This window comes from Clostridium subterminale, from assembly GCF_039521425.1.
Lineage (GTDB): Bacteria > Bacillota > Clostridia > Clostridiales > Clostridiaceae > Clostridium_J > Clostridium_J subterminale.
Genome location: NZ_BAAACI010000006.1, coordinates 538,146 through 551,293 on the forward strand (window position 1 = coordinate 538,146; position 13,148 = coordinate 551,293).

Consider the following 13,148-nt stretch of genomic DNA (forward strand, 5'->3'; position numbering starts at 1 on the left):
GGGAGATAATATGTATACAAAAAATGAAATTATAGAAATTGCTAAGGCTCAGTTAGCTCTGGATTATAGCTGTGAAGTAGCTGATTTTGAAAAAGAAGTAAATACAGTAGTTGAGAATAAACTTGTTGAAGGTAGAAGAATTTATGATAATGATGGATGTGCTCTTAAAATACTATGTTTTGGAAACAAAGCAATTATTAGTACAACCCCTACATTGATGCCATGGTTTGAAGAAAAATTTATTAATGCAAGTGCTGCATGGCTATTTGAATATCCTAAACTTAGAGCTATTGATAAAAAGCTACATGAGGTTGGACATGAGATAGCAGATGCTCACCATTATTATCTACCAAATCCCGATGTGCAAGAGATGGATAAACCTATTTATGATATAAAATGGTACGAGCAAGAAGAAATTTTGAAGTTTGAGGGTGATAAGAGATTTGGAGAAGCCTTTTTATTTGATAAAAATCATCCAGATATGCTTGCAGTTTCTGCTTGGGATGGTGATGAAATAATTGGTATGGCGGGTGCCAGTGCAGATAGTAAAACCATGTGGCAAATAGGTATTGATGTTCTGCCAAATCACAGAGGTAAGGGAATAGGAACCACCTTAGTTAAACTTTTAAAAAATGAGATTTTAAAGAGAGGAAAGATTCCTTTTTATGGAACGGCAGAATCTCATTTCCACTCACAAAATATTGCTATAAATTCAGGATTTTTCCCAGCATGGGCAGAGCTCTATTCAAGAAATTATTCCAAGGAATGCTAGTGCCATCAAATTATATAAGGAATGTGGTTTTGATCACTTAAACATGATACAGCTTAGAAAGAATTATGATAAACACAGTTCTTAGCTTCTTCGAAGTGTTACTAACAGACTTCTAAGTATCAATATTTTGATACTTAGAAGTCGTTGTCCCTTAGAGGAAATCGTTATCCAGGGATGTAGTAGCTCTTTACGCCCACTTTGAAGAAGATGGGAGTAGGAGTATTAGAGCTGGTAGTCATCGGACAAAACTTTAAATAAGAGTGAGCATATAAAAGTTTTAGGTTTTGATTTTAAAATATTAAAGGAGTTAATTATGATAGAGGGGAAAAGTGTAGTTATAAGGCAACTTGAACTAGGAGATGAGGAGTATTTATATAAATGGTGGAATGATGGAAGCTTTATGGCTCATGCTACCTTAGCTTATGGTACTCTAGAGAGTAAGACTGCAATAAGAAATAGCATAGAAAAGGAAGTTCTAAGTTCACAGCTATATGCTACCAATAAAAGATTTATGATCTGTGAAAAAGATGGAATGATTCCCATAGGTGAAATGAATTATTGTGAATGGGATAAAAGGGAGCAAAAATGTGAATTTGGAATAAAGATTTGTAAAGAAGTGCAAGGAAAGGGTTATGGGAAAGATGCTTTAAGTCATTTTATAGATTTTATGTTTAGATTTTTAAATTTGAATAAGATTGAACTTACTAGCATGATAGATAATAAACGAGCTCATAGTTTATATAGAGCCTTAGGCTTTAAAGAAATTGGAGTTATAAGAGAAGGCTTTTTTGATAGTAGAACTGGAAAGTTTTCAGATGTAATGTATATGGATTTGTTAAAAAGGGAATGGATTGATATTAGAGAAGAAGTATTGTAACAGATACATCAGAAGGAGATAATTATGATTTTAAACCAAGTTATAGGAATTGAAACTGAGAGATTAATCATTAGAACAATGTCACTTAGATTTATAACAGAAGTCTTAAAAAATGATATAAATGCATATGATCATATAGATGTAAATTCAAATACAGAATGGCCAAGCTCCGATATAATGCCTGCATTACCAATATTTAAGGCTCAGCTAGAAAAGAAACTTCCTGATGGATATGGACCTTGGATTTTTATTGATAAGGCTGACAATACCATAATTGGAGATGGTGGATTTAAAGGTTCTCCAAATGATATTGGAGAAATTGAAATTGGTTATAACATAGTTGAAAGCAAAAGAATGCTTGGGTATGGCTATGAAGCCGTTAATGCTTTAATAGAATGGGCATTTTCTCAGGAATCTGTGAAGGTAATTATTGCAGAATGCTTAAGAGATAATATGCCATCTATTAATTTATTAAATAAGGTTGGAATGGCTAAGGTTAGAGAAGATGAAGAATTGGTTTATTTATCCTTAGATAAGAACATTTAATAGTATAGTGCTTATCATGTAAAAAGTTATTAAGGATAAGGAGAATATTGATAAATATGAATAAGATTGCTGTAATAGGTAGTGGTGGTTCAGGTAAATCTACATTTTCACGTAAGTTAGGAAGTATATTAAATCTCCCTGTATATCATTTGGACACTTTATATTGGAATCCAGGTTGGAGAGAAACACCAAAGGATAAATGGGAGAGTGTAGTAAGAGAATTATCTAATAAAGAGCAGTGGATTATAGATGGAAATTACAGGCCAACTATGGATATTAGGTTAAACTCAGCAGATACAATAATATTTCTTAATATGTCTACCTTACTTTGCACCTATAGAATTGTAAAGAGAAGATTCATGTTCAAAGGAAAGAAAAGACCGGATATGACAGAGGGATGTGAAGAAAAGCTAGATTTAGAGTTTGTGAAATGGGTATTAAAATTTAATAAAAATGAAAGACCTAAGGTTTTAGAAAAACTCAAATCCTATGAAGATAAAAAGAAGATAATAGTACTTAAGAATCCAAGAGAAGTAGATGAGCTTCTTAAGAATTTAAAAGAAAATTAAAATGTTAAAAGTAGATATAATTAATGAAGATGTAAAGGAGATGAAAGAATGAGTATAATTCATAGTTTTGATGAGTGCATGGAGGCCATAATAAATCCAAAGGAAATAATAGAAAGAATTGAAGGCTTTCCTAAAGTTGTAATAGCTACTTTTTCTCATAAGGTAATGGAGGTTTTTTCAAAGTTAGAAGGTGTAGTTCAAGTAGGAATTACAAGGTCAGTTAATGGTGACGTAATTATTTATAAAATGAATTATAAGGGGAAGGATATAGGATTTTATATGACTCCAGTAGGAGGCTCCTTTGCAACAGGTACCCTTGAAGAAATTATAGCTATGGGAGCAGAGAAAGTTATAGTATATGGCTCTTGTGGTTCATTAGATAAAAATATTACAGCTGGACATTTAATAGTTCCAACTGAAGCATATAGAGATGAAGGAGTAAGTTATCACTATATGAAACCTAGTGATTATGTAACTATTGAAAATACTGATAAATTAGCAAAAATATTAGATGATTTAGAAGTCCCTTATGTTAAGGGAAAGACTTGGACAACTGATGCAATTTATAGAGAAACCATAGGAAATATGCAAAAGAGAAAGGATGAAGGATGTATTGCTGTGGATATGGAATGTGCATCTTTAGCAGCTATGTGCAAGTTTAGAGGAGTAGAGTTTTTTCAATTTCTATACTCAGCAGATAACTTAGATAGTGAAAAGTGGGAAAAAAGAATTCTTGGTAATTTAGACTTAAGTGAAAGAGAAAGATATATGATGATAGCCTTTGAAATTGCAAGTAATATATAAAAGCGGTTTAAAATAAATGTAAGTAATGTATAATAATAACAAGGGTATAAAAATACTCATTTTAGGGGGGAAGTTTATGATTATATCAAATTTCAGTAAATATTCTAATTTGCTAAAGGGGTATACAGAACTGCGATGCCAAGAAAATTCATCCATAGGTATAATGATGACAAATGGCAATTTGATTCAGAATATTAGATCATCTTCTAGTGGTATTTCTGCAAGAGTAAATGTAAATGGAGCATGGGGATTTGCTTCTAATTCTAATATTAAGGATGAAAGTATTAGACAAGTATTAAATATTGCAAGACAAAATGGGGAATTTTTAAATTCTAAGTCAGTGAGTAGGCATAGAGAGTTAATAACTTCAAACTATTCTATAGAAAAATCATTTGCTACAAAGAAGGCAAGATTAACTCAAAAACAATTAATAGAATTTACTAAAGAGATAGATAATTATATTATAAAAAAATATAGTAATTTAGTTAGCAGAAGTATAAGAATTAATGAATTAAATATGGAAAAAAGTCTTATTACATCTTCAGGAGCTGAGTTATATTCATTTTTACCAAGAGCAAATATAATGATAGAATTAGTGGTTAATGATAATAATGGTGTACCTGTAGAATTATATGAAATTATAAGTGGATTGGGTCAATTTGAAGATAAATTTTCAAAACCAGATGATCTATATGAAAAAATAGATAAGACTTATGAAAGACTAAGAGAAAAGGCTGAGGGAGTATATGCAAGTGGTGGATTAAAAGAGTGTATATTGGCTACAGATTTAGCTGGTATACTTGCCCATGAAGCAGTTGGACACACTACAGAGGCAGACGTTGTATTAGCCGGCTCTATAGCAAGTGAATATATGAACAAAGAGGTAGCTAGTCCGTTAATTACTTTAGTAGATTATGCTAATACAGCTTTTGGTGATACATGTCTAGTACCTATATATATAGACGATGAAGGAACTAAGGCAGAGGACGTAACTATAATAGAAAAGGGCATTTTAAAGGGATATATGCATAATAAAGAAAGTGCAAATATGTTTAATGTAGCACCAACGGGAAATGCAAGAGCCTATGAGTTTTCAGATGAGCCTATAATAAGAATGCGAAACACCTGTATCCTTCCAGGAACGGATAAACTTGAAGATATGATTGCGTCTGTAGAGGATGGATACTATCTAATGAATCCTGGTAATGGTGAAGCTGATGCTACTAGTGAGTTTATGTTTGGAGTAACCATGGGTTATGAAATAAAGAATGGAAAGCTAGGCAAAGCTATAAAGGATACAACTATATCAGGAGTAGCCTTTGATATGTTAAAGACGGTTACTATGGTATCAGATGACCTTTTATGGTCAAATAGTGGAATGTGTGGAAAGAAACAACTTATAACTGTAGGTATGGGTGGACCTGCAATTAAATGTAAAGTAAATATAGGGGGAAAATAGTATGGGAAATAGAGAGATAGCCTTATATTGTATTGATAATATAGTTAAGAAAGGGGCGAATAAGGCTCAATGCATTCTTAAAAATAATAAAAAATATGTGTTAAATTTTGGAAGTGAAGATATAACTCTTTTAAGAACAACAATTGATGCTAGTATAGATTTAGTAGCTATAAAGGATGATAAAAAATCTACTATAGCCTTAAATAAACTAGATGAAGAAGCAATAAATATGAAGATTAAAGAATTAATGGAAATGTGTGAATCAGCAGAGAGTGACCAGTGTAATGATATTGCAGAAGAGCAACATAAAGAAGAGTTTAGTAGTGGAGCTAGTGAGCCAGACTTAGATAAGATGTATGAATTTACAAGTGTGTTTTTAAAAAAGCTAAGGGAAGAGTTCCCACAGGTCAAATTTTCGGATGCAACTGCCTTAGAATTTAATAGTAGTGAAACTAATTTTTTAAATTCTAATGGTGTAGATTTTAAAATAGTAGAAGGAATATATAGAGTTGATATAGGTTTCTTAGCAAAGGAAGGTGAAAAATCCACATCTATTACAGGTTTTAGTTATTTATTTAATGAATTACCTTTAGATTTTATGGAGTATGCTGATGTTAGACAAAGATTTAAGGATATAGTTAGTCAACTTAATTGCGAGAGAATAAAGGATAAATTTATTGGAGATATAATTTTAACTCCAGAGTTAGTAGTAGAAATGCTATATTACTATAATATAAATTTTCTTGGAGATAGATCACTAATTGGTGGTACAAGTATTTTGAAGGATAAATTAAATGAGAAGGTTGCTAGTGATAATCTTACAGTTAGATGTATGCCTGTATGTGATGAAATTGCTAGCAAGAATTTCGTAACTGAAGATGGTTATAAAACAGAGAATATAAGTATCATAGACAAAGGTATATTAAAGTCCTTTATTATAGGATTATATGCTGCAAAGAAAATTGGAAAGCCGGTTACTAAAACTAACTTTAATATAGTTGTAGATAATGGAGATAAATCCATAGAAGATATAATAAAATCAACTAAAAAAGGGATAATTCTAGGAAGATTTTCAGGAGATATGCCAGCATCAAATGGAGATTTTTCAGGGGTTGCTAAGAATAGCTTTTATATTGAAAATGGAGAAATTAAGTATGCAATAACTGAAACTATGATAACTTCAAATTTAAAGGATATGTTTAATAATATAGAGGAAATATCTATTGAGACTATAAATAATGGAGATTCCATAGCTCCTTGGATGAAGATTAAAGGGGTTACAATTTCAGGAAATTAAAATAAAAACCCAGATTGTTAGAATGTAATTTTAGCAATTTGGGTTTTATATGAATAATAATTTGACAGAAAAAAAGGTGGGGAAAAAGATGAAAATAACATATCCAGATTACAATCACAGTATTTTGAACCTAATGAATTCAGTTTTAAATCATTTTGGAGCAGAGCACACTCATACTACATTACCAAAACTTGATTATATTTTGAATAAAAACTATAAAAATGTAGTTGTCATGGTATTTGATGCTATGGGAAGTAAAAATATTGAAAGTATTTTGCCTAAAGATAGTTTTATTAGAAAACATATGATAGATGAAATAACATCTATATATCCACCTACAACAACAGCCGCTACAACTACTCTTGAAAGTGGACTTGCACCAATGGAACATTCATGGTTAGGGTGGAGTTTGCATTTTGATGAAGTTAATGAAAATGTAAATATTTTTATTAATACTAATGATAAAGGAGAGAATGTTGCTGATTATCATGTGGCAAGACGTTACATTCCATATAAAAGTGTGATTGATAAAATTAAAGATACAGGAAATGCAGAAGCATATTCTGTATCGCCTTTTGGTACTTACCCAATTAATGATATATATGAGCTTATGTCATCAGTTGAAACTCTGTGTAATAAGAATGAAAAACAGTATATTTATACGTATTGGCCAGAACCTGATTCTTCTATGCATATTAAAGGAATTACAAGCGAGGATAGTATTTACTGGATAAAAAAAATTGATAGGATGGTGGAAGAGCTAAGTGGAAGATTAAAAGATACACTTTTAATTATTACGGCAGATCATGGACATATAGATGGAAAAAATGAATTAATAGAAGATTATAAAGATATTACAAGTTGCTTGAAATGGCTTCCTTCTATAGAACCCCGTTCTCTTGCATTTTATGTTAAAGAAGAAATGGAGGAAAAGTTTAAACAGGCATTTTTAAAACACTTTGGAAATGAATTTCTACTTTTATCTAAAAAAGAGGTATTGGAAAAGAAATTTTTTGGACATGGTGAAGAACACTCTAGATTTAAAGATTTCCTAGGAGACTATTTAGCAATAGCAGTAGGTGAGACTGCTATATTTAATACTGAATTTCAGTATAAAAAGTTTATTGGAGTTCATGCTGGGCTAACAGAGTGGGAAATGATGGTACCACTTATTATTATTGAGTGTAAAGAAGAATTAGGTTAAAGTGGAGGTCTAAAATGGGTTACTTCCAAGATAATAGCAGCTCTTAGCATTTTCTTATTGAAGTATTAGTACTATAGAAAATGGGCATGAAATAAAATATAGAATAAAGGAACCCATTTAGGGTTCCTTTATTCTATATTTTAAGTTAAATACTATTTTTATTCTTTTCCTTTAAATAGGTAACCTAATCCTTTAATAGATAGATATATTATAAGCATTACTACGAAGATTCCACCCATACCTTTACCCATTACAACTAAACTTTCCATGAATACATCCATATTCATTACATCCCACCTCCGACTAAGAAGAGAATTAATCCACCGGCTATAACAGATCCTATTTGTCCAGATACGTTAGCAGCAACTGCATGCATCAATAAGAAGTTTTGAGGATCTTCCTTTTGACCCATTTTTTGAATTACTCTAGCTGACATAGGGAATGCAGATATTCCAGCTGCTCCAACCATTGGATTAATTTTTTCTTTTGCAAATAGATTGAGAAATTTAGCAAATAAAACTCCACCTATAGTATCGAAGATAAAGGCAATTAAACCAAGGCCTATAATCATAAAGGTTTCAGGAGTTACAAAGAATTCAGCTTTCATCTTTGCAGCTATAGTAATTCCTAAAAGTAAAGTTACAAGGTTAGCGAGTTCATTTTGTGCAGTAGAAGATAATCTCTCTAAAACACCACATTCTCTAATTAAGTTACCAAACATTAAGAAGCCTATTAAAGCTACAGAAGTTGGTGCAATAAGACCAGCTATAACAGTAACTACTATTGGAAATAATATTTTTGTAGCTTTAGAAACTGATTTTGGATTGTATTTCATTCTTATTTGTCTTTCTTTTTTAGTAGTTACTAGCTTAATAGCAGCAGGTTGAATGATTGGAACTAAAGACATATAAGAATAGGCGGCAACGGTTATGGGGCCTATGTAGTTACTTTTGAAAAAGTTTGCAACAAAGATAGAGGTAGGTCCATCAGCAGCACCTATAATTCCAATAGAAGCCGCATCTTTCAATGAAAAACCTAGTAATGCTGCTAATGAAATAGTAAAGAATATACCAAATTGCGCTGCAGCACCAAATAAAAGCATTTTTGGATTTGTAAGTAATGGACCAAAGTCAATCATAGCTCCAATACCTATAAATAGAATAAGTGGAAATAACTCATTAGCTATACCCATATTAAATAAATTATCTATTATCCCAATTTCTTCATGACCGTTGATAATTTGAGTTACAGCTCCAGAGAGCGGTAAGTTTACAAGAATAGCACCAAACCCCATTGGTAATAAAAGTGCTGGTTCAAAACCTTTCTTAATAGCAAGCCATATTAGTCCTGCGCCTATACCCCACATTATTAGTTGCTGCCAGGTTACGGACGTTATGCCCTTAAGTAGAAACTCCATGATCAAACCTCCTAATATAAGTTAAATCTTTAAGTAATTATGGTTATAGTAAAAATATTAACTAAAATAATTTATTATAACAACATAATTTTACTACAACGTATACATAATTTCACTATAATTGTATTCATTTAACACAAAAATAATATAGATGTGGTAGAAAACTATGCAATAATATAATATCCTAGGTGTTTAACTTAAATACGCTTAGAATACAAATTATATGAGTTTATTAAGGATAAAAATATATTACTAAAGGGATATCCGTAATTTAACTAAGTTTAATTTAGATATAAACAAAAACTTAGTTAATTAGTAGAAATCCCTTTTATTTATTAAGCTGTCAAGTATTCTTTCATTATTTTTATAACAAAATCTATGTTTTCATTACTAGTCCAGTAGTGAGTAACAAATCTCATTAAGCCATCTTCTACATCACAAACCTTTATACCTTTTTCTAAAAGGTATTGAACTAAGTTTTGAGAATTTACAGAAGTAGGTAATTCAAAGAATACCATATTTATATGTAGATTATCTTCCACTACGTTAATTCCAGGTATTTTAGCTAATTCTTTAGATAAGTATATAGCTTTTTCATGGTCTACCTTTAGGTTTTCTCTCATATCTTTTAGTGCAACAAGTCCAGCAGCAGTTAGTACACCACACTGTCTTAAACCACCACCCATTAGTTTTCTATATTTTCTAGCTCTATCAATAAAATCTTTGCTACCTGCTAAAATAGAGCCTACAGGAGAACAAAGTCCTTTTGATAAACAGAACATTACTGTATCTATATTTTTAGTGATTTCTTTTGCATCTACATCCAGGTAAGCAGCAGCGTTAAATAGTCTTGCACCATCTAGATGAATAGGTAAATTATATTTATCAGCAACTTTTCTTATTTCAGCCATATTTTCTAGAGAAATAACTCTTCCATTTGAATGAGCGTTTTCAAGACATATTAAGGCTGTATCAGGATAATGGATATCTTCTTCCTTTCTTATAGTTGCTTCTATTTCACTAGGTGAAAGTTCACCCTTAGTGCTATTTAAAGTTCTAAGTTGAACTCCAGCAATGATTGATGCAGCTCCGACTTCATGACAAACTATATGACAGTCATTTCCTAGAATAACCTCATTTCCTTGTCTACAGTGAGTAAGCAATGATAGTTGGTTACCAAAGGTTCCACTAGGAACAAATAGTGCAGCTTCTTTTCCAACAAGTTCTGCTGCATATTTTTCAAGTTCTACAGTGGTTTCATCATCTCCATATACGTCATCACCTACAGTAGCTTCGTACATAGCCTTTCTCATAGATTCAGTTGGTTCTGTTACAGTGTCACTTCTTAAATCGATAAATTTCATACATATCCCCCCTACGTCATACCTAAATTGTACTATGAGAGATATTAAAAGTCTAGAATATACAGTAGCATTATAAATAGGATAATTACATATAAATTTTTGGAATATATTATTATATTTACATAAAATGATATAATATATAACATATATGTTCTTAAAGTAGATTAGATTCTAACTTATGAAATAACGGAGGAAAACAATGATAGATGTATGTTTGCTAGGCTGTGGAGGCTCTATGCCAATGCCAGAAAGAAATCTTTCAGCCACTTTAATTAGTTATAAGGGAAGAAAGATACTTATAGATTGTGGAGAAGGAACTCAGGTGTCCATGAAAATGGTGGCATGGGGTTTTAAATCCATTGATATTATATGTATTACTCACACACATGGAGATCATATTATAGGTCTTCCTGGGCTTCTTTCAACCATAGGGAATAGCGGGAGAACAGAGTCACTAACTATAATTGGACCTGAAGGAATTACTAGAGTTGTAAATGGACTAAGGGTTGTTGCAGAATATTTACCCTATGAGGTGAATATCATAGAAGCCCCTTCAAAGATAGAGTTTAATGTGTCAAAGGATGGGATACATATGGTAGAGAATAGTGAACATACGAAAATTCATAGTAGTGAAATAGTGTTGAACACTATAGATGTAGACCATTCATCACCTTGCAAGGGATATAGTTTTTATTTTAAAAGAGAAAGAAAGTTTAATGTAGAAAAAGCTATGGAGAATAATATTCCTAAAATTTTATGGAGTAAACTCCAAAAGCAAGAAGAAGTAACCTTTGAAGGTAAAACATATACTGGAGATATGGTATTAGGAGATGAGAGAAGGGGAGTTAAAATTAGTTTAATAACAGATAGTAGACCAATGGATTCCATGGTGAACTTTATAGCGGAAAGTGATCTGTTTATCTGTGAAGGTACTTATGGTAGTGATGAGGATATAGATAAAGCTGTGAAGAATAAGCATATGATTTTTAAAGAATCTGCTACACTAGCAAAGGAAGGTGGAGTTAAGGAGCTTATATTGACTCATTTTAGCCCAATTATGGGAGAACCAGCACAGTTTATAGATAATGCTAAAGAAGTATTTGAAAATAGTGTTATAGGAGAAGATAGAATGGTTAGGACATTAACTTTTATAGATTAAGAGAATATTCGTATTTTAAAACACTATAGCATTTACGTTAATTAAGAAACATAATTGATAAATTTTAATAATATGCAAGGTAAATTCGTGAATAATGAATACTAATAACTACAATAAATACCTATAGATTTAAACATTGTTATGTGTCTAGTCTATAGGTATTGTTTTATTTCTAGAAAATTTAGTGATATATAAGTTTTTTACTATGTTATTTCTCAATATTATGTGTAATACAATTAAATTCTTTTTTACTTTTTAAATATATTGTCATTAGACTTATTAAAGGTAATAAAATTAGATAAAAAGTAAATAAAATAGCTCTTGCGTCTACACCTAAAGTAGTTAAAGGTACTAAAACAGCTACATTCCAAGGAATCAATGGAGCTATTACTATGGCTGAGTTTTCTAGGTCTAATGCAAGGCACTCTTTATCATAACCTAATCTACTATAGGTATTATTCATGGTCATTTTTGTAAGCAATACTGCTAAAACTTGGGTACAGCCAACCATTGCACTGATGATACTAGTAACTATAGTAGTGAAAAATAGAGTATCATCTCTTTTGATTTTACTTAGATATTTATCTATAAAATCAAGCATATTGGCACCTTGAAAAATTCCAGTAAGAGCTGAAGAAAGAAATACTATAAAGGCAAGTTTTATCATAGATAGTATACCTCCACCCTTTATAACACTGTAAAGTGGGTTACTAATAGGTAATTGAAAACCAAAGATAGCGGTTTTAATAATTTCACTAAAAGTAGCATGTTGTAATATAAAAGATATTATAACAGCTACAAGCATACTGATAAACATAGAAATTTTAACTTCAATTTTAAAAAGTGATAGTACAATTATAATTAATGCAGGAAGTAATGCTATTATATTTATATTGAAAGTTGATGTTAGTTGAGATAATATATCTGAATTACTATAATTTACGGGATTAAATAAAGATAAAATTAAGTATAACACCAAGGAGATAATTAGTGGTATTATGGAGGTTTTAGTCATTCGCCTAATATTATCATAAAGATTAGTATTAGTAATAGATGCAACAAGATTTGCACTAGAGGACATAGGTGATGCTCTGTCTCCAAGATAGGCACCAGAAAGAATTGCTCCAGCTATTATAAGGGTATTTCCTCCACCAGCTCTAGCCATTACAATCAAAGAAATACCGACAGTACCAATGGTACCAAAGGAAGTTCCAAGGAGCATGGATATAAAAGCTGACAAAACAAAGGCACTTATAGCAAAAAAACTTGGGTGTATAAGATTAATACCATAATAAACAATGGCAGGAACTGTACCAGAAATCATCCAAAGAGAAACGATTGCTCCTATTAATACAAATATCTTTAATACACCTAAGGATTCTTTACCTCCTTCAATTAAGTATCTCAACCCATCCCTAATAGAGACACCTCTTTTTATTGCAATAAAGAAGAATATGCATAGTACCATTAATAAAGATATAACAGTATCAATATTTTTAATTACTCCAGTTATAAATATAATTGTAGAAAATATTAGCCCTAAAATTACGTCCATAATAATCCCCCATATAAATAAATTTCACTTATATATTATCTTCAATAGTATTAATTTACAATATAAAAAGATAAATTTATAGTCTACTGATTCTGAAGATATAGTAAATCTAGAGAATAGGATTT

The 13,148-nt window shown here is 31.0% G+C and carries 13 protein-coding genes; 9 read left to right on the forward strand and 4 right to left on the reverse strand.

The genetic code is table 11. The annotated features are described in order from the left end of the window. The first annotated feature begins 10 nt into the window (after positions 1 to 10). The 8 genes from ABDZ93_RS11475 to ABDZ93_RS11510 all read left to right on the forward strand — a co-directional run bounded on the left by ABDZ93_RS11475 (position 11) and on the right by ABDZ93_RS11510 (position 7,528). Positions 11 to 772, forward strand: coding sequence for a GNAT family N-acetyltransferase (locus ABDZ93_RS11475; protein WP_343826511.1), 762 nt, complete (start codon positions 11 to 13; stop codon positions 770 to 772). A 313-nt stretch (positions 773 to 1,085) separates the two neighbouring features. Beyond that, complete coding sequence (locus ABDZ93_RS11480) at positions 1,086 to 1,649, forward strand: GNAT family N-acetyltransferase (RefSeq protein WP_343826512.1); 564 nt, start codon at positions 1,086 to 1,088, stop codon at positions 1,647 to 1,649. Between the two features lie 24 nt (positions 1,650 to 1,673). Then, on the forward strand, positions 1,674 to 2,195 hold the full coding sequence (locus ABDZ93_RS11485) for a GNAT family N-acetyltransferase (protein ID WP_343826513.1): 522 nt from the start codon (positions 1,674 to 1,676) through the stop codon (positions 2,193 to 2,195). A 56-nt stretch (positions 2,196 to 2,251) separates the two neighbouring features. Continuing rightward, positions 2,252 to 2,764, forward strand: a complete 513-nt coding sequence (locus tag ABDZ93_RS11490; protein WP_343826514.1) for a DNA topology modulation protein — start codon at positions 2,252 to 2,254, stop codon at positions 2,762 to 2,764. A gap of 48 nt (positions 2,765 to 2,812) precedes the next feature. Further along, positions 2,813 to 3,568 carry a nucleoside phosphorylase gene (locus tag ABDZ93_RS11495; protein WP_343826515.1) on the forward strand — a complete coding sequence of 252 codons (756 nt, stop codon included), beginning with the start codon at positions 2,813 to 2,815 and terminating at the stop codon, positions 3,566 to 3,568. A 76-nt stretch (positions 3,569 to 3,644) separates the two neighbouring features. Next, positions 3,645 to 5,027: a TldD/PmbA family protein gene (locus ABDZ93_RS11500; RefSeq protein ID WP_343826516.1), complete on the forward strand. Its 1,383-nt coding sequence runs from the start codon at positions 3,645 to 3,647 to the stop codon at positions 5,025 to 5,027. A gap of 1 nt (position 5,028) precedes the next feature. Beyond that, the gene (locus ABDZ93_RS11505; protein ID WP_343826517.1) at positions 5,029 to 6,324 is read left to right on the forward strand and encodes a metallopeptidase TldD-related protein; all 1,296 of its coding nucleotides are present in this window, start codon (positions 5,029 to 5,031) and stop codon (positions 6,322 to 6,324) included. Between the two features lie 88 nt (positions 6,325 to 6,412). Next, positions 6,413 to 7,528, forward strand: coding sequence for an alkaline phosphatase family protein (locus ABDZ93_RS11510; protein ID WP_343826518.1), 1,116 nt, complete (start codon positions 6,413 to 6,415; stop codon positions 7,526 to 7,528). A gap of 158 nt (positions 7,529 to 7,686) precedes the next feature. Here ABDZ93_RS11510 and ABDZ93_RS11515 read toward each other — a convergent pair whose 3' ends face one another. From ABDZ93_RS11515 to ABDZ93_RS11525, 3 genes are all read right to left on the reverse strand, one after another. Next, the gene (locus ABDZ93_RS11515) at positions 7,687 to 7,815 is read right to left on the reverse strand and encodes an OadG-related small transporter subunit (protein ID WP_343826519.1); all 129 of its coding nucleotides are present in this window, start codon (positions 7,813 to 7,815) and stop codon (positions 7,687 to 7,689) included. Further along, entirely contained in the window at positions 7,815 to 8,945 is a 1,131-nt protein-coding gene (locus tag ABDZ93_RS11520; RefSeq protein ID WP_343826520.1) for a sodium ion-translocating decarboxylase subunit beta, read from the reverse strand. The genes ABDZ93_RS11515 and ABDZ93_RS11520 overlap by 1 nt, the downstream gene beginning before the upstream one ends. A gap of 335 nt (positions 8,946 to 9,280) precedes the next feature. Continuing rightward, entirely contained in the window at positions 9,281 to 10,309 is a 1,029-nt protein-coding gene (locus ABDZ93_RS11525; RefSeq protein WP_343826521.1) for a threonine aldolase family protein, read from the reverse strand. Positions 10,310 to 10,508: 199 nt separating this feature from the next. Here ABDZ93_RS11525 and ABDZ93_RS11530 point away from each other — a divergent pair, with 199 nt between their 5' ends. Then, positions 10,509 to 11,468 carry a ribonuclease Z gene (locus ABDZ93_RS11530; RefSeq protein WP_343826522.1) on the forward strand — a complete coding sequence of 320 codons (960 nt, stop codon included), beginning with the start codon at positions 10,509 to 10,511 and terminating at the stop codon, positions 11,466 to 11,468. Between the two features lie 208 nt (positions 11,469 to 11,676). On the opposite strand, the gene ABDZ93_RS11535 is transcribed toward ABDZ93_RS11530, so the two are convergent. Further along, complete coding sequence (locus ABDZ93_RS11535; RefSeq protein WP_343826523.1) at positions 11,677 to 13,023, reverse strand: Na+/H+ antiporter NhaC family protein; 1,347 nt, start codon at positions 13,021 to 13,023, stop codon at positions 11,677 to 11,679. Positions 13,024 to 13,148: the final 125 nt, after the last annotated feature.